15 protein-coding genes are annotated in these 16,565 nt (G+C 64.8%); 8 read left to right on the plus strand and 7 right to left on the minus strand.

The features are described 5' to 3' along the window. Positions 1–97 precede the first annotated feature (97 nt). From RY1_RS20490 to RY1_RS20505, 4 genes are read right to left on the minus strand one after another with little or no spacing between them, the layout of a single operon-like run. Positions 98–1,738 (minus strand): ArnT family glycosyltransferase, encoded by a 1,641-nt coding sequence (locus RY1_RS20490; protein WP_072805892.1) that lies wholly within the window; start codon positions 1,736–1,738, stop codon positions 98–100. Next, positions 1,735–3,231, minus strand: coding sequence for a glycosyltransferase (locus tag RY1_RS20495; RefSeq protein WP_072805893.1), 1,497 nt, complete (start codon positions 3,229–3,231; stop codon positions 1,735–1,737). Before RY1_RS20495 ends, RY1_RS20490 begins: the two co-directional genes overlap by 4 nt. Beyond that, on the minus strand, positions 3,228–4,754 hold the full coding sequence (locus RY1_RS20500) for a DUF2339 domain-containing protein (protein WP_084727625.1): 1,527 nt from the start codon (positions 4,752–4,754) through the stop codon (positions 3,228–3,230). Before RY1_RS20500 ends, RY1_RS20495 begins: the two co-directional genes overlap by 4 nt. Continuing rightward, entirely contained in the window at positions 4,751–6,790 is a 2,040-nt protein-coding gene (locus RY1_RS20505; protein ID WP_072805894.1) for a hypothetical protein, read from the minus strand. Before RY1_RS20505 ends, RY1_RS20500 begins: the two co-directional genes overlap by 4 nt. Here RY1_RS20505 and RY1_RS29805 point away from each other — a divergent pair. From RY1_RS29805 to RY1_RS20535, 7 genes are all read left to right on the plus strand, one after another. Next, a complete protein-coding gene (locus tag RY1_RS29805; RefSeq protein ID WP_139279933.1) occupies positions 6,789–7,058 on the plus strand; it encodes a hypothetical protein in 270 nt (89 codons plus the stop codon). The two genes, RY1_RS20505 and RY1_RS29805, sit on opposite strands and share 2 nt — an antisense overlap. 22 nt (positions 7,059–7,080) lie before the next feature. Continuing rightward, positions 7,081–8,181 (plus strand): beta-mannosidase, encoded by a 1,101-nt coding sequence (locus RY1_RS20510; protein ID WP_371829493.1) that lies wholly within the window; start codon positions 7,081–7,083, stop codon positions 8,179–8,181. A gap of 208 nt (positions 8,182–8,389) precedes the next feature. Then, positions 8,390–8,782, plus strand: a complete 393-nt coding sequence (locus tag RY1_RS20515) for a sigma-70 family RNA polymerase sigma factor family protein (RefSeq protein ID WP_072805896.1) — start codon at positions 8,390–8,392, stop codon at positions 8,780–8,782. Between the two features lie 82 nt (positions 8,783–8,864). Continuing rightward, complete coding sequence (locus RY1_RS20520; RefSeq protein ID WP_072805988.1) at positions 8,865–9,776, plus strand: RNA polymerase sigma-70 factor; 912 nt, start codon at positions 8,865–8,867, stop codon at positions 9,774–9,776. Positions 9,777–9,952: 176 nt separating this feature from the next. Then, positions 9,953–10,360, plus strand: a complete 408-nt coding sequence (locus RY1_RS20525; RefSeq protein ID WP_072805989.1) for a YciI family protein — start codon at positions 9,953–9,955, stop codon at positions 10,358–10,360. 1 nt (position 10,361) lies between these two features. After that, complete coding sequence (locus RY1_RS20530) at positions 10,362–11,546, plus strand: RNA polymerase sigma factor (RefSeq protein ID WP_072805897.1); 1,185 nt, start codon at positions 10,362–10,364, stop codon at positions 11,544–11,546. Then, the gene (locus RY1_RS20535; protein ID WP_072805898.1) at positions 11,543–11,755 is read left to right on the plus strand and encodes a hypervirulence associated TUDOR domain-containing protein; all 213 of its coding nucleotides are present in this window, start codon (positions 11,543–11,545) and stop codon (positions 11,753–11,755) included. Before RY1_RS20530 ends, RY1_RS20535 begins: the two co-directional genes overlap by 4 nt. A 25-nt stretch (positions 11,756–11,780) precedes the next feature. Here RY1_RS20535 and RY1_RS20540 read toward each other — a convergent pair whose 3' ends face one another. The 3 genes from RY1_RS20540 to RY1_RS20550 all read right to left on the minus strand — a co-directional run bounded on the left by RY1_RS20540 (position 11,781) and on the right by RY1_RS20550 (position 15,242). Beyond that, positions 11,781–12,431 (minus strand): PadR family transcriptional regulator, encoded by a 651-nt coding sequence (locus RY1_RS20540; protein ID WP_072805899.1) that lies wholly within the window; start codon positions 12,429–12,431, stop codon positions 11,781–11,783. 142 nt (positions 12,432–12,573) lie between these two features. Then, positions 12,574–13,914 carry a serine hydrolase domain-containing protein gene (locus RY1_RS20545; protein ID WP_084727627.1) on the minus strand — a complete coding sequence of 447 codons (1,341 nt, stop codon included), beginning with the start codon at positions 13,912–13,914 and terminating at the stop codon, positions 12,574–12,576. 158 nt (positions 13,915–14,072) lie between these two features. Next, positions 14,073–15,242 carry an ROK family protein gene (locus RY1_RS20550; RefSeq protein WP_072805900.1) on the minus strand — a complete coding sequence of 390 codons (1,170 nt, stop codon included), beginning with the start codon at positions 15,240–15,242 and terminating at the stop codon, positions 14,073–14,075. A gap of 97 nt (positions 15,243–15,339) precedes the next feature. On the opposite strand from RY1_RS20550, the gene RY1_RS20555 reads away from it, so the two are divergent. Continuing rightward, positions 15,340–16,536, plus strand: coding sequence for an MFS transporter (locus RY1_RS20555; protein ID WP_072805901.1), 1,197 nt, complete (start codon positions 15,340–15,342; stop codon positions 16,534–16,536). Positions 16,537–16,565: the final 29 nt, after the last annotated feature.

Below are 16,565 nucleotides of genomic sequence, written 5' to 3' on the forward strand. Positions count from 1 at the left end.
CGCTGCTCTTCTCACGACACTCGCCGCTGCCGACGTTGTGCGGCGAGCCTAGCAACGCGGCGGGCGCATCGACACCGTAGGCGCTGCGGTGCACGGCTCAGTTGCCGACGCGGTAGACCCGCCAATCCGGTTGGTCGGCTCCGTCGTTGGGGACTTCGTAGTCGAGAACGGCGACGGTGGCTCCGTTGTCGTAGATGGTGGGGTAACGGCGGTTGATCGCGTCGGATTGGCCGCGGCCGGTGTTGGGGACGGTCAGCAGGTACTGCACACCGGCTGCGGACGGGTCGTTGAGGATGGTGGTGAAATCCTGGTCGGACGGTACGACGAACCGCGCCGGGTGAGACGACGCGGCGAGGACTGCGAACCCGTAGACGGTGTCGACCAGGATCGAACCGTCGGGCAGGTCTTGTCGGTCCAGGTACTCCGCAAGATCTCGCTCGGTCGAGAACGACGCGATCACCCGTTGTGCGGCAATGGCGTCGGCAGTGGTCGGCTCGGTGTCGAGCAGATACCGCAGCGCGTATTGCTGGCTCGACAACGACGGCTGGACCATAGCCCATCCGTTGACCGCGAGGGCGAGTGCCGACAGGATCGCTGTCGATATCACTACGGGGCGCGAGGATCGCTGTCCCTCCGGCCGCGGCACCCGCAGTGCCCCGGGACGGCGTGTGCGCAGATTGCCCGTACCGGGAAGCAATTGGACGACCGCCACGACCGCGAGGGGGATGGCGCAGATGTAGAAGCGGAGAAATCCGAATGTCGAACCACTGATGTAACTCGCGGCCTGGAACGCAAGAATCGCGCCGAACAACAGGGGCGCCACCAGAAACTCCGCGTCTCGTCGCATCCCGGCGAACAGTGCCGATATCGGGAGAACCAGAGGGAGCAGCGGCCCCAGCACGATGATGGCGGTGACGGCGAACGCGGCATTGCTCAGCGGCGTCCCCGTCGATCCGCCGGACTGATCGAGGATCGCCGAATTGCCGTAGCTCGAGGACAATTGAGCCAGTAGTTCACCGGTGATCAGCCAACTCGTGGCGCTCCACACTGCGAAGGCGACGAAGCCGGGTCCTGCGACGAGCACGGCGTCGAGCAGAGCTTGACGACGCATGGTTCGCCACTGGTGTCTTCCCTTGCGCGCCAGTGTGACACCGGCTACCAGGAATGCGGATGCCGCGATCGCCACCACCGCGTCGTAGCGTGTCAGGTACGCCATAGCCAGGGCGATTCCGGCGACGATGAGGTCGTGGACATCGTCGGTGTGCGTCCAGCGAATCAACCGGCGAACCGCCCAGCAGGTGAAGAACAGGAATACCGCTTCGCTCATGCCGTTGGCGCCGTAGAAGACGATCATCGGATTGAGGGCGAACGCCGCGGTGATGATGCCGCAGTGCCATGTGGTCAGGCCCCGGTCTCGGCAGATGCCATGGATCATCACCGTCGCACCGGCCATGAACACGGCAGAGACAGCAATGCCGGAGATGTTCCACCGAGTGATCTCCGGCCACCACCGCGACAGCGCCACCAGTGGAAGCTGCAGTAGTGCCGTCAGCGGTGTGAAGATGAATCCGAGGGCAGACACGTGTGGATCGCGGCTCAGCAGAACTGCTTGCGCCGCCGACGTGCGCGACAAGGCATCGCCGAGTAGGTATCCGAAGCGCAGACTCAGTACCAGCCCGCCCGCCAGATATCCGGCAACCGCCGACACGAACAGTGCCCAGGGTGTGCGTACGCTCATATCGCTTTCTCGTCGATCGGCGACGGGGCAGTGGACGGTGCCGACAGTCCGTGGAATGTCTTCTCCCAGTAGGAGGGGTTGCGTACCAACTGCCAGCACCCCTTGATCGCCGCGACGCTCATCATCAGCCAGTAGAGCGGCATCGTCAGACTCGGCACCAGCAGGTACGCATTTCCGCTTTCTCTGCTGGCGATCAGATACATGTAGATGGTCGCGACGTTGCCGATGATCAGCGACACCAGCGAGAAGTAATAGATATACGGCGGAAACAGGGCTGCGACCAAGGCAGGCTGCCCCAGAATCCATGCGGCGGTGGTGAACCAGAAGATCATGTTGATGCACGCCGTGATCGGCGTGCCCGCCAACAGCAGGGTGAAGCGATATGTCCCGACGAAACCTACTGCCCGCAGCGTCTGCCGGGGTCGACGCATGTGCACGAGCCACGTCTGCAGATAGCCCTTGTACCAGCGTGAACGCTGCCGGATCCAGTTGATCGGATCGCTGTTGGCCTCCTCGAGGGTGGTGGAGTCGAGGACAGCGGTCGAGTAACCCGACGCGGCGATGCGAACGCCGAGGTCGGCGTCCTCGGTGACGTTGAACCCATCCCATGCGCCGACCTTCGCGATGACGTCGGCCCGCAGGTGATTCGAGGTGCCGCCCAACGGAATCGGCGAGGTACTGCGCATCAACCCGGGCAGTAGATAGCCGAACCACAGGGCATAGTCCGCGGTGAACCAGCCGGTCAGCAAATTCTGGGAACCGTTGTGAAAGGCCAACTTCGCTTGTACACAGGCAACGGTCTCGGGCAGGCGTGCGAATGCCGCGACGACCCTGCGCAGTTGCAGCTTCTCCGGGAGATCTTCCGCGTCGAAGATGGTGATGATCTCTCCGGTCGCGAAATGCAGACCGTAGTTGCATGCCTTGGGTTTGGTGCGTGGATCGCTGGCAGGCACGAGGACGACGTCGACGATGTCGCTGACTCCCGATCGTCGCGCGGCCTCGATGGTGACGTCGTCGTCTTCTTCGAGAAGGAGCAGGACCTGGAGTTTGTCGGCTGGGTAGTCGAGGCCGGTCATCGCGGCGATGAGGTCTCCGACCACTTCCGGTTCGTCGTAGGCCGGGACGAGGATCGTGTAGAGAGGAAGCTCGGAATCCGGTACGGCCCTGGCTTCCTCGTCGGTCACGGTGACGATCGCGCCTGCGTCGAGCCCACGCGAGAACAGCAACAGCCGGTCCGCCATCATGGCGATGTAGCCGAACGTGCACAGCACCGTGATCGCGAGGAGAGTGCCCACCGGCGCCAGCACCACACACACGACGACGATCGCGGCGACGGTGAGTGCGGTGTACTTCTGCCAGGGGACGAACGCAACCGCGGCCGATGCCAGTGGGTTTCGCATGGCGAGACCGTTGACTGCGTCGTCGAGTGCGGCACGGCGGAATTCCTCCGACTCCTCGCCGATGCGGGGAGGAGTGTGCTCTCCGAAGATCATGACGTGCCTACCTCGTCGGGCCACTGGGCATCGACAAGGTCGGTGCCGAAGTCGGTGAGCAGTTCGCGGTCCTTGTAATCGGGATCGTCGTCGGCTGCGATGGTGTTGCCGCGCAGAAACGTTGCGAGGCTGGTGCCGATGTTCGACGCCATGGCAGGCGCCGGGGTGGGGAACACTGCGCCGGGTTCGTGGTTGTCGACGCTGATGATGGTCACCCGTTGGGTGACATCGTCTCGAACCCAGGTGAATACCAGTTTGGTCCACGTCAGAAGAAGTTCGTCGCTCACCGAGGTGTACAGCGAACCGGTGATGTCGTGGCCCAGCTCGACCGGCAATGAATCGCTGGTGCGGGTGTTGCTCAACCGGTACAGGGTGCTTTCCGGGTAGACGGCCAAGCTGGCACGGTTGACCGTCGAGAGCACATCGACGACGACTGTGCGTGGTCGAGACTGGATGTCGTACGCGAGGCTTCCCTCGTCCGCCCGCATGATCTGCCGGCTCAACGTCGCGCTCCGGCCGAAATAGGTTTTGGCCCAGTCGTATTCCAGAAACTCTCGTTGAGACCACCCGGCAGGTGCAATCAACGGCTCGCCGGGTGTGCCGGGTGGGCCTTCGGTGGCGGGGATCTCGGTTCGGGCGGGGAGAGGGAAGGCGACCAACAACGCTGCCGCGGCGACGACGATGACCAGTGAACTTTTCGACGGTTTTGCCGTCACCGGGGCAATGTGTCCGGTCAACGGTTTCTTCGATTCCCCGCGTCGAGCGAACCAGTAGAAGCCGATGCCCGTCAGCGCGGACGCACCGACGGCGGAGATCAGCTGAAGCCACGCGATGTGCACTCTCGGCCACCACAGCAGCATGGCGCCGAGGATCGCGAAGCCCAGTACCGTCGTGCAGAAGAACCCGAGCCATCCGCGTCGACGCGTGCGGCCGACCGCGATCGCGCCCGCGGCGCCGGCGAGCACGACGAGTACGGCGCCGTACGCGAATCGACTGCCCCCCACGGTGATGGCGGCCATGCGATACAGCAGCGGACCGAGTGCGGCAAGCAGGATCCACACGGACCAGAATCGGCCTACCGGGCGCAGGCCGAACAGCAGTATGGCGCCGCCGAGAAAGAACACCAACCCGGACAGGACGTCGAGATGCGAGAGTTCGTACTGATCGGCGTAGCGCGGCAGCCACAATGCCTTGATCGCGACGGCTCCGAGCAGTGCCAGGCCACCGACGATGATGTCGGTCTGCCGATCGTGGATCGGCAGCTCACCGGTCCGGCGCCGCGCGATCCCCTGTGCCGCAACGGCCGCCAGGAACGGCAGCACGAAGATGTAGGTGGTGATCGCACCGTCGCCGGCTTCCTCGGCCAGACGCACCCAGGTCGGTAGGTACGCGACGACGACGCACCCGAGAAGCACGGCCCACCGAACGGTGATCACCCCGGCGGCGCGATGTGCACGACGCTTCGGCGGCGGGGCGTGCGCTTCGTCCTTCTCTGCTTCTTCGCTCGCGGTGTCGGTCGTCATGACGTGGGCGAACCGTCACCTCGGTGGCGGTGTTGCCGGTTCGATCGTCGTGCGCGAAGCCAGATGACGATCGCGGCCACGATTCCGCCGCCGAACAGGACGACCGCGACGACGACGGCACCGAGGAACAAGCCACTGAGACCGTCGGAATCAGCGGATACGTCCGCGTCCGCTGCGGCGAGACGATCACTCGACAGTGACAGCGGAGCCATGTCCGGTGTACCGATCACGACGTCACCGGTGAGCCCGAACCACCGAGACGATGCGGAATCGAGCCATCCCAACACCGAATCGAGTTGCTCCGGCGCCCCGTTGGACGAGGCGATGACCAACGCCGCACCGCCTTCGGTCGAGGTGACCTGCACCGAGCCGAACTGCACCGCCGCATCCAAGGTCAGTTCCGTTGCCGGAGAACCATCGTCGCCGCCTGCGATGGTGAAGGTGGTGGTGCCCGACGAAGACAACGGCACGATGACCGAATCCGGTAGATCACCGTCGGGCGCGACCACGATCGCAGGATCCGATCCGGCCACAGCGTCGCCCACCGAGACCACATTCGGCAGCAACGGCCTGGTGGACATGCGCTGCAATCCGTCGACGATAGACACTGCTCGAACGGTATTGGCGTACGTGTTCTCCGCCAGCGCCACGTTCACCTGTGGCATCAACGCCTGGGGCAGCGATCCGAACCCCAGGGGAGTAGGTGACGACGACGCCGAGGATTCGATCACACTCGCGCCGTCGATCGTCACCGTCGACGACGTCTGTGCACCACACGCCGAGGTGGCATCGGCGGGATGGCTGACGGACACGTCGAGCGTCGTGATTCGGTTCAACTCCCCGTTGGGGATGTCGATCCACCGATCGAGAATCCCGGTCGTCTCGGCAGGCCAGACCGCAAGGGTCGTATCGCCGACGGCGGCGGTGATCGAACCGGCACCCGGGGTGTAGTTGCCGATCAGATGTACCGACAACCCTGCTGCGGAGCGGCCGAGTCGTGTCTGATCGATCGGCAGAGACGCAACGGGAGTGCCGCTGACTGTTCCGATGCCGAGCGCATCGAGGGTGGCCGAATTGGGCGCAAGCACTGCAGGCGGGGCCGAGGCACCGGCCAATGCCTTGGTCGCCACGGCCAGATCGGCGATATTGCTGGTGACGAGGCGCGTCTGGTCCAACAGCTGACTGCCCGAACCGGAGACGAACAACCGCGGCGGAGCCTGCTCGCCGCCCGGAAAGATCAATTCCGCTCCGGCGTCGGTGTTCTCGGACAGCACCACCGACCGCTCGAACGGCCCGTCGGGGGCGGCGGCTTGCAACTCGGTATCGGGTCGAACGACGACCCGAACTGTGTGGGCGCCGTAGTACGCGACGACGGACGTGGTCAACGTCAGCGTCGCCGAGATCACGTCGTCGGTCGGTTCGGCGGGCACGAAGACAGTCAGTTGCTGCAGGACAGGAGGTAGGAACTCGGAAATCGTCCGCGGAGCGGCGGGCACCCCGGAGTAGTCGACGACGGCGTCGACGAACCGGATGGGGTCCTCGGTGACGTTCGGGCAGTAGCCGGCGTCGGGAATCAGGGTCGACGACACGTCGAGGGTGATTGCGCCTTCGGCTACGGTGGCCGCGCCCAGTGGGATCGAGATCGGAAGGGTGGCCTGGTCGGCGGGCAGAGTGATCCGAGTCAACGAGCGCTCACCGGAATCGACGTCGATCCAGCCTCGATCGAGCCACGCCGGAAGGTCGAGGACCGCGTTCAACGCAGCGGGGGCGGAGCCCTCGGGTACGGGCACGGTGACACGGAGTCGGCCATCGGTGCCGTACAGCGGCAACGATCCACCCAAGCCGAGGTCACCGAGGCCGAAGACGAAACCCTCCGCCGCATCGGGGGCCGTGTCGACGGCGGCCGCAGTATCGGATTGCGGCTCGTCGAGCTCCTGCGCCCATGCAGGCGCCGTCGGCACCAGCGCGAGCGAGAGAACGCCCGTCAGCGCAATCAGGCGGGCACTCCACGAAGACCTGTGAACAACAGTGGGCATGAAGGGAATCCAGCTTTCGGAAAAAGGAGAGGGCACCGTCGAAATTATTATTACCGGCCCGCGAAATGTAGTGCACGACAACTGTGGTGATACGCACCACGTTTCGTCCGTTTCGAAAAAAGACCATTCGACGAGAAAAGCTCCCCGTCAGCAAACCGAAAGCTCGCTCACGAAGAATATTTCTTTCGACACTTCGATCGGTGAGCGAAGACCGGTTCTGGCGTCTGGATCGTTCGGGTGCGGAATTGTCGAGCGGCCGCTCGGCTGACTAGCATCGGAACATGTTCAGGATGCGACAGCTCGTCGGCACGTCCGTGATCGCGCTTGTCGCAGTATTTTTCGGGACTGTCGTCTCGTCGTCTGCGGCGGCTGCGCCTACTCCCGGCGCGCGCGTGACCGCCGATTCCACCGGTCTTGCCCTCGACGGTGCACCGTGGTGGCCGACGGGATTCGACGCCTATCAATTGGCCACCGATTGGTCGGTCAATGTCGGGTGCGGCGCAATGGTCGATCTCGACAGCTATTTTGCATCTCTTCCAGATCATTCCCTCACCCGGTTCGACGCATTCCAATCGCTGGCAATCAACAAATTCACCGGCCAGCTCGACTTCGGGCCGATGGATGCGGTGTTCGCGGCCGCCGAAGCACACGACCAACTCGTGATTCCCGTGCTGTCGCCACAGGACGGAGCGTGCGAGGGCGATGTCTTCAAGGACCGTCAGTGGTACGTCGACGGCTGGACCACCGTCCCACCCGTGCCGACGGTCAATGCGGTGCTCAGTTTCGAGCAATGGACCGCGGCAGCAGTGGACCGATGGAAGAATTCCGACGCTCTCGCAGCCTGGGAGCTGGTCGGTGAACCCGAGATCAGCAACTGCGCCGACGCGGCATGTGTGTGGTGGACACGCACGTGCGCGGCGGACGGCGCGGCTGTTCTGCGAACGTTCTTCGACACGGCGGGTGCGCAGGTACGTGCACTCGACCCGCGCACACTCATCACCGCAGGACTCACCGGCGGCGGGCAGTGCGGAAGTCAGGGCGACGAGTACAAGTACCTGGCCGAGTCGCCGTACGTCGACGTTCTTCAGTACCACGACTACGGCGCGGACGGTGTCCCCCTTCCCGGTGATCAATGGAATGGGTTGGCGCGCCGCATCACGCAGACAACAGAGGTAAACAAACCCCTTCTCGTCGCCGAGATCGGTGAATTCGCCGGATCGTGCACATCGCTCGAGGATCGGGCTTCGCACGTCGAGACGAAAATCGACGGACAACGAACCGCGGGCACTGCAGGGGCGCTTCTGTGGGCCTTCGTCCCCGATCCACGGGTAACCGAGTGCACCTATGACATCGGACCCGAAGATCCGCTGTGGGACGTGCTCGGCTCGTAGTTCCCCGGCAGGTGGACTCGAGACAGGTGGACTCGAGACAGGTGGACTTCAGGGCACGCTGTCACATATCGGTGGTCTGCTCGGTCTAGGTATGTGACCGAGCAGCCGACCACGGCTGCCGGCGGGAGGAGCCACGCATGAAGATCGTGCCATCGGGTGTACCGGACTCGTTCGCCCCTAAGCCGTGATCTGATCTTCGACGACGATCATGCAGACCGGAAAGTCACACGACGCCGTCGTACGTGCGTTGATCGCAGCGTGCCGACACGGCGACCCTCGGTCTCTGCGGCGGCTGCTGGCCGACGGTGTCACGGCGGTCGTGGACGGGAAGGGCGAAGTGACGGGCCGCGAGGAGGTCGCGCAACTTCTCCTCGGCGCTTCTGCGGCGCACCCGGCGGCCAACACGAGCGAGAAATCGGTCAGTGAAGAGTCGGTCAGTGAAGAGTCGGTCAACGGCCGTGTGGGGCTCGCGTTCCGCAGTGCAGGCCACGTGCGTGGAGTCGTCTCCTTCGCGGTCGAGGACGGGGCGATCGATCGCGTGTGGATCGTGAGCACTGCAGACAAGCTTCGCCACTGGACACCGCCGAACGGAAACCCCTGATGGTCTCGTTTCTCCGTGCAACACTGTTCGGCATCGGACATGTCGACAGCCCTTCCACGCCCACGCACAGAAGGTGACCAGAATGCCTCGTGACATCGGTTCCGAGCTCGACGACGCCGCGCTGATCTTCAACGGCGTCAGGCCACAACTGTTCGGCATCGCGTATCGAATGCTGGGCAGCGCATCCGAGGCGGAAGACATCGTTCAGGACGCATGGCTCAGGTGGCAGGCATGCGACCGGTCGAAGGTTCTCAATCCGGCGGCGTTCCTGTCCACCACCACGACTCGATTGGCGATCAACGCAGTGCAATCGGCGCGGGCCAGGCATGAAACCTACATCGGCCCCTGGCTTCCCGAACCCGTGGATACCAGCGCCGACCCTGCACTCGGGGCCGAGCGTGGTGAAGCTCTCGGCTTCGCAGTGCTGCTGCTTCTCGAAACGCTCTCGCCCACCGAGAGAGCCGCCTACGTCCTGCGTGAGTCCTTCGACTACCCGTATCGACAGATCGCGGAGATCATCGAAGTCAGCGAGGCGAATGCGCGGCAACTCGTCACCCGCGCACGCAAACACATCGCGGCCGGTCGCAGGTCGTCGGTGAGCGCCGACGATCACCGAAGGCTGCTGGCTGCGTTCGTCGATGCTGCTCAGACCGGTGATCTCGATGCTCTGGAGAAACTGTTCGCCGCCGACATCGTGAGCTCGTCCGACGGTGGCGGCGTGAAGGGTGTTCTCGCCGCGCGCATTCGGATCCACGGCGACGAGAAGGTCGCGAAGTTCGTTGCGGCCTTCTCGTCCCATTTCTGGACAGGCGCGCAGATCACGTGGGTAGAGGCCAACGGCGCTGCATCGGTCCTGTTGGCCAGAGACGACGTGCCGTACACGTTGCTGACGGCAACGACGACCCCCGGCGGAATCGCACAGCTGCACTGGGTCATGAACCCGTCCAAGCTCGGTCGATTCGCGCCGAGTGCCGCCGCGACCTCGCCGCACTGACAGTGGCCACCCGGCCCGACACGATGTCCTGTTTCGAATATTGCGACTGCTCGCCGACACTGCTCGCCGACATTTCTCGAAAGTAGTCTGGCGAGGGATGTCGATATCGGCTCGGCAGCGTCGTCCCAGGGGTGGATGCGGCCACAGGGCCGCACGGAACTGGTGGAGGAACGATCATGGCGAAGTACCTGTTTCTGAAGCACTACCGCGGCGCGCCTGCAGCGGTCAACAACGTACCGATGGACCAGTGGACGCCGCAGGAGGTCGACGACCACATTCAGTACATGAACGATTTCGCGGCGCGTCTGCAGACCACCGGTGAATTCGTCGACAGCCAGGCATTGTCCTCGGAGGGAACGTTCGTCAGATCCGACGGCGAGGGCAAGCCGCCCGTCACCGACGGGCCGTTCGCCGAGACCAAGGATCTCATCGCGGGCTGGATGGTCGTCGACGTCGAGACCTACGAGCGTGCACTCGAGCTCGCAGGCGAGTTGTCCGCGGCGCCGGGCGCAGGTGGCAGGCCCATTCACGAGTGGCTCGAGGTGCGTCCGTTCATGGGAGTACCGACCACGGTCACCGAGTGAGATGAACGAATCGCTGCTGCGGGAGCTCACGCCTGCGGTGATCGGTGTCCTCGTCCGCCGTGGAGTCGACTTCGCGACGGCCGAGGACGCCGTGCAGGACGCTCTCCTGCAGGCCGCGTCGTCGTGGCCGGACCGACTGCCCTCGGATCCGAAGGGCTGGCTGGTCACCGTTGCCTGGCGCAAGTTCCTCGACGCCCATCGATCCGAATCCGCGCGTCGGGACAGGGAGGAGAAAATCCGGGCCGAGCCGCCGTCCGGTCCGACCGAGACCGCCGACGACACGCTGCACCTGTTCTTCCTGTGCGCTCACCCGTCGCTGACACCGGGCTCGGCCGTGGCATTGACTCTGCGTGCGGTCGGGGGTCTGACGACCGCGCAGATCGCGGGCGCCTATCTGGTGCCCGAGGCAACCATGGCGCAGCGCATCAGCCGGGCCAAACGCACGGTCCGCGACGTACGTTTCGACGAGCCGGGCGACCCGGCAACAGTGCGACGGGTGCTCTACCTCGTCTTCAACGAGGGCTACTCGGGCGATGTCGACCTCTCGGCCGAGGCGATTCGGCTCACTCGTCAGCTGGCGCAGATGACCGCGGACGAGGAATCCGCCGGATTGCTGGCGTTGATGCTGTTGCATCACGCGCGGCGTCCGGCGAGGATTCGCGACGACGGCAGCCTCGTCGCCCTCGCCGAGCAGGATCGTTCCAGGTGGAACACCACGCTGATCCGCGAAGGCGTCGACATCCTTCAAGCGGCGCTCGCACGTGACCGGCTGGGGGAGTTTCAAGCGCAGGCTGCGATCGCCGCGTTGCACGCCGACGCACAGCACGTCGAGGACACGGACTGGGTGCAGATCGTCAGCTGGTACGACGAGCTGCTCGGCCTCACCGCCAGTCCCGTCGTACGACTCAACCGGGCGGTGGCCGTCGGCGAGGCAGATGGGCCTGCGGCAGGCCTCGCGGCGTTGGCCGAGGTGGACTCCGCGGTACCCCGCTACACCGCGGCGTCGGCGTATCTGCACGAGAAGACAGGTGATCTGCCCGGTGCTGCCAGGCTCTACGCCGACGCTGCCCTGGCCGCCACCAACCTCGCCGAGCGCCACCACCTGACGCTCCACGCTGCACGTATCAGCGAACAGCTGCGTACGTCAGGAGTAGATCGCCCCGACCTGGGTAGTCCGCAGCCATGAGCAAAGACGAACTGCACAAGGGTGACGAGGTCGAATGGAAGAGCCACGGCAGCACCGCGGAAGGCACGGTCGAGGAGAAGATCACCTCGGAGACCGAAGCCGCAGGCCGCACGGTCAAGGCCTCGAAGGACGAACCTCAGTACCGCGTCGTGAGCGAGAAATCGGGTAACGACGCCGTGCACAAGCCGTCGGCGCTGAAGAAGAAGTAGCGCAACCTCTCGTGCGGGCATGCCTTCACGGTGCGCCGTCGGCCTTGCCGCGCTCGGCGCACTCCCGCAGAATCTCACGGGTGCGGTCACGGTGGGTGACGGCGGGGGAGACGGTGTCGGGCCAGCTGTCCGTTTCCTCCAGTGCCCAGTCCGCCCACTCGACGATGTGGCTGAAGTGGCCGATCATGAAGCGGTTCGCCAGTGCCATGAGGTGCTGGCGCTCGGGGAACGATCCGCCGTCGGGCTCGCGCATCCGTTCGGCGTGCGAGGCGAACAGCCCTCGGGTCTGGAGGGCTTGTTCGCGCATGGTGGCAAGGTTGGCGCGCAGATCATCGATGGAGCCCTGCTCGGCGAACAGCACTCGGACCATACCTTCGAACTCCAGCGCCGACGGGCGGGATCGAGTGGCGAGCCACGTCGCGAGCGCTTCGCGGCCGCTGTCGGTGATCGAGTAGACGGTCCGGCGGCGTTTGGTCCCCACAGGATCGCTCGTCGACGTGACCAGACCCAGTTCGAGAAGCTTCTTCGGAGCGTTGTAACTCTGCCGGTCTGCGCGCGGCCACAGTTCGGCGACTCCTCGACTGAAGTGCACGGAGATCTCGTACGCGGACGAGTCACGTGAAACGAGCAGTCCGAGAATCACATACGACGTCGTGTTGAGATCGCCTTGCGGCACACCTGCTCACCCCCCTGATATATCGAAACACCGAGCAGTACCGAAACACCGAGCAGTACCGAAACATCGAGCCTAGCGAGATGGAGCCGGGATGCACACGCCGCCCCCCGGCGGTGCATCCCGGCCTCCCGGTCAGGCAGTGTCAGTTGCCACCGGTCACCTCGTCCAGCTGGTCGATGTCGTCGGCTGTCTCGTCGGCCGGTCCGGCATAAGCGAACGGCACCAGTGCTTTTGCGAGTTCGACTGCGGGAGCGTCGCCTTCGGCGGTCGGAGCCGAATTGCCCCAGACGACGATGGTGACGTCGTTGACTGGGTCGTATCCCATGAAGGAGTTGTAGCCCGGCAATTCACCCGTGTGCCCGTACATGGGTCCCATCTGTGCCAGCCCGTACCCGTACCCGGTGGACTGGGGGTTGCCGGGGTCGGTCGGTGTCACGCTGTCCAACCGCAGCTGTTGCGTCTGCTCGTCGAGGAGCTCACCCTTGCCGATCGCCTGTACCCAGGTCGCGAGGTCGTTGGCCGTCGAGATGCCTTGTCCCGCAGACCAGGTCCACGAAGGATTGTCGTTCGTGGTGTTCCTGGCCTGCAGTGTCCCGGCGTCGATCGCGGCAAGTTTGTCCGCCGACAACGACTCCTTGCCCTCGCCCAGTGTCTCGACGTTGCCGGCATACGAGTAGCCCTCGGAGTACGTTGCCGGGATCGTGTTGTCCGTGTTGGCGGGGAACGACGTTCCGGTCATGGAGAGTTCGGTGAAGAAGCGGTCCTGGAAGATCTGTGCGATCGGCTTGCCGTCCAGTTGCTCGGCGATGAGACCGAGCAGCACGGTATTGGTGTTGGAGTAGTGCCAACCCTCACCGGGCGCAAAGTACGGAGGATTGGCGAACGCCAGTGCCAGAAGCTGTTCCGGCTCCCATACCTTCTGCGGTTCGTTGTCGAGCGCGGTGTTCAGCTCGAGCGTTTCGGTGTAGTTGAACAGGCCGCTGCGCATGTCGAGCAGTTGGCCGACGGTGATGTTCTCGCCGTTCGGCACATCGGGCCGGTACTTGCTCACGGGGTCGTCGACCGAGAGCTTTCCCTCCTCGACCAACTGCAGAATCGCAGTTCCCGTCCACGTCTTGGTATTCGATCCGACACGGACCTTGGTGTCGAGTGTGGGCACCTCGGACGAACCGACACCGAGAGTGCCCCAGGTGTTGACGTACTGCCCGTTCGGGGTCTCGATCAGCACCACCATGCCGACCTGCCGAAATTTCTGTGCCGAGTCCTGGACCACCGCGTCCATCGCGGCGGTGTCGAACGGTACGACGGCGCTGGTTGCGCTGGTCGCAGCGGTCGTCGATTCCTCCGCTGTGTCCGTCGTACTCGACGAACACGCGGCGACGATCGTCACGGACGCGGCCACGGCCGCGAGAGTGGTGCGTCGTCGCAGGGTGCGTCGTGTCGACCGTGATGGCGCCAGCGGTCGTGCTGTCCGTGCAGTCATCGATTCACTCCATCGTCTGATGTTCGTCGATCCAGAACGCGCCGTCTATCCGGTTCCGAAGTCCTACGAAAGTACCACCGCGAATGCAATTTGCACCATGCAAATTGCAGCAGTTTCTCGAGAACGACGTGCGGTGGGACCTCGCGGGTGCCCGACGACTACTGGCGCGCCCACTCGGCCAACGAGGCTTCCGAGACGATGTGATCGATCGCCCTCGTCGCGGCGCCGTGGAGAGGTCCGTCGTCTCCGTGGACGCCGTCGAGAACCGGAGGCGCCGACTTCTTGCGGAATGCCATGAGCCCCTGCAGGTACGCGGACTCGAATGCCCGAGGTGCCGCTGCTCGAAGCGGCGATGCCAATCCCCCGAGGGTGACGACGTCGGGGTCGTGGAGGTTGACCAGCCCCGCGATTCCTCGTCCGATCGACGCGCCAACGGTGTCGAAGGCCTGGCGAATTCGGTTGTCCGGTACAGGATTGTCGGCGATCAGGGTGTGCGTGTATGCCACCGGGTCCGAGGGTGCAGCCTCGCCGAGGAGGCGGGCGAGCGCCCGGCCGTCGATGGTGAGATCCCAGCAACCGTGTGCGCCGCAGGGACATTGGGTTGCCGGATCGCCGAACGGGATGTGCCCGTATTCGCCTGCTGCACCATGTGCACCTGACGCGGGCGCGCCGTCCACGATCAGAGTGCCGCCCATACCGACCGCGATGATGAGGTGCAGCGCGGTGCCCGCACCATGTGCGGCGCCGGTGCGTGCCTCGGCCAAGCCTGCGAGTGTCGCGTCGTTTCCGATGAGGAAAGGGATGTCGAGGTGGCGCAGCGGACTGAGGTCGACGTCGGACCATCCGCGCGGGGTGAACTGAACCAGTCTGTCGTCGCTGACCGTGCCTGCGACCGAGACCGACACGGCTCGGACGCGTCCGGGTTCCCGATCGGCGACGGCGCTGATCGCGGCTGCGACCTCGGCGATCAGCTCCTCGGGATCGGATGAGGTCTGCAGGCTGCGGTCGACGATGTCGGTGTGTCCGGCGATGTCGGTGAGGGCGAGACGCCAGTCGCCGGGGCGTAGGTCGGCGGCGATGGCAAGCGGGCCGTGATCGTGTGCTCGCAATACGGTCGTCGGACGACCGCGGCCGCGTGTCGGGGCGGGACTTTCGTCGAGCAGCTCGGCGGTGCGTAGACGTGCGACGAGGTCGGTCGCGCCGCCGCTGCTGATGCCGAGCCGCTGCGCCGCGATCGCTCGTGTGATGCCTGGTTCGGCGCGCAGCAGAGCGAGGAGTTGCGCTGCTCCGTGCCACCTGTTCGCGGCGCTGTCCTGGTGTCGAGTCATCACAGACATCTTGTCATTCGATCGAACTCGCTGGTCACTTGATCAAATTCACTGGGGCCACTTGATTAAACTCACCGGCTGAGTATATTCGTGTCTCATGACGATCCGCACCCCTACCGGCACGGCCAAGGCCGGCGTGGCAGGCACTGTTCGAGCCAACATGCCGGGACTGCTCTCGCTGGCTCTTGCGTCGTGCCTGGCCGTGACGACGGAAATGCTCCCGGTGGGTCTGCTTCCCGCGATCGGGGCCGGGTTCGACGTGCAGGAATCCTCGACGGGTCTGCTGGTGAGCCTGTACGCGGGGATGGTTGCCGTGCTGGCGGTGCCCATGACGATCGGTACGAGATCTCTTCCGCGCAAGCCGCTACTACTGGCGACGCTGGCAGGCTACGTTGCCAGCAATGCGATCGTGGCGTTGGCGCCGTCGTTCGCCGTTGTCGTCGGTGGACGGATGGTCGGGGGCGCGGCGCACGCGTTGTTCTTCTCGCTGTGCATCGGATACGCGCCGAGGTTGGTCGACCGAGCACACGTGGGCAGAGCAATCGCGTTGGCTACCGGAGGTGCGTCGGTCGGCTTCGTTCTCGGCGTGCCGCTGTCCACATCACTGGGAACGGCACTGGGGTGGCGGTCCGCGTTCGCGGTGCTGGCCGTGTCCTCGGCCGTCACTCTGCTCATGGTGGCGAAGTTCCTGCCGATCGTCGATTCCGATGTGCCCACACCCCGGGCGGATTCGGGTTCCGGTCGTCGCAGCCTCACGGCGGTGGTGTCGTCGAACGCGCTGACCTATGTAGGCCAGTACATTCTGTACACCTACATCAGTGTTCTGTTTCTCACTGCAGGAGTCAGTGATTCGTCCATCGGCCCGGTTCTGCTGATCTGCGGCGCGTGCGGCCTGATCGGGTTGTGGTTCGCCGGACGGATGCTCGACCGGAATCCACGCCGTACGACCATCGTCGTTCTGTCGGCCGTGCTCGTCGGTGTGCTCGCGGTGGGCGCGGGTCACCCGTCGTTGATCGCGGTGGTGATCGCTGCGGCGCTGTGGAACGGCGCGTTCGGCGGTGTGCCGTCGCTCTACCAATCCGCCGCGGTGCGCACTCACGCCACGTCCCCGGAGATGGCAGGGGCGTGGGTGAATGCGTCGTCGAACATCGGGATCGCGGCAGGCGCGGCGATCGGCGCGATGCTGCTTCCGTCCGTCGGTGTTTCGGGTCTGCCGTGGATCGCAGCATCGGTCATCGCCGTGGGACTGGCGCTCGCCGTCGTCGCACGCCGAGGCTTTCCCACAGCAGTGTGATCAGAACCAGCAGTGTGATCGACCCCAGC

The sequence above is a fragment of the Rhodococcus yunnanensis NBRC 103083 genome (genome assembly GCF_001895005.1).
Classification (GTDB): domain Bacteria; phylum Actinomycetota; class Actinomycetes; order Mycobacteriales; family Mycobacteriaceae; genus Rhodococcoides; species Rhodococcoides yunnanense.

What these genes read in the sequence shown, in the direction of transcription:
- RY1_RS20500 (WP_084727625.1), bottom strand. Translation starts at nt 4,754, where the DNA reads ATGACGACCGACACCGCGAGCGAAGAAGCAGAGAAGGACGAAGCGCAC.
- RY1_RS20495 (WP_072805893.1), bottom strand. Translation starts at nt 3,231, where the DNA reads ATGATCTTCGGAGAGCACACTCCTCCCCGCATCGGCGAGGAGTCGGAG.
- RY1_RS20490 (WP_072805892.1), bottom strand. Translation starts at nt 1,738, where the DNA reads ATGAGCGTACGCACACCCTGGGCACTGTTCGTGTCGGCGGTTGCCGGA.
- RY1_RS20510 (WP_371829493.1), top strand. Translation starts at nt 7,081, where the DNA reads ATGCGACAGCTCGTCGGCACGTCCGTGATCGCGCTTGTCGCAGTATTT.
- RY1_RS20505 (WP_072805894.1), bottom strand. Translation starts at nt 6,790, where the DNA reads ATGCCCACTGTTGTTCACAGGTCTTCGTGGAGTGCCCGCCTGATTGCG.
- RY1_RS20545 (WP_084727627.1), bottom strand. Translation starts at nt 13,914, where the DNA reads ATGACTGCACGGACAGCACGACCGCTGGCGCCATCACGGTCGACACGA.
- RY1_RS20535 (WP_072805898.1), top strand. Translation starts at nt 11,543, where the DNA reads ATGAGCAAAGACGAACTGCACAAGGGTGACGAGGTCGAATGGAAGAGC.
- RY1_RS20550 (WP_072805900.1), bottom strand. Translation starts at nt 15,242, where the DNA reads ATGACTCGACACCAGGACAGCGCCGCGAACAGGTGGCACGGAGCAGCG.
- RY1_RS20515 (WP_072805896.1), top strand. Translation starts at nt 8,390, where the DNA reads ATGCAGACCGGAAAGTCACACGACGCCGTCGTACGTGCGTTGATCGCA.
- RY1_RS20525 (WP_072805989.1), top strand. Translation starts at nt 9,953, where the DNA reads ATGGCGAAGTACCTGTTTCTGAAGCACTACCGCGGCGCGCCTGCAGCG.
- RY1_RS20530 (WP_072805897.1), top strand. Translation starts at nt 10,362, where the DNA reads ATGAACGAATCGCTGCTGCGGGAGCTCACGCCTGCGGTGATCGGTGTC.
- RY1_RS29805 (WP_139279933.1), top strand. Translation starts at nt 6,789, where the DNA reads ATGAAGGGAATCCAGCTTTCGGAAAAAGGAGAGGGCACCGTCGAAATT.
- RY1_RS20555 (WP_072805901.1), top strand. Translation starts at nt 15,340, where the DNA reads ATGACGATCCGCACCCCTACCGGCACGGCCAAGGCCGGCGTGGCAGGC.
- RY1_RS20520 (WP_072805988.1), top strand. Translation starts at nt 8,865, where the DNA reads ATGCCTCGTGACATCGGTTCCGAGCTCGACGACGCCGCGCTGATCTTC.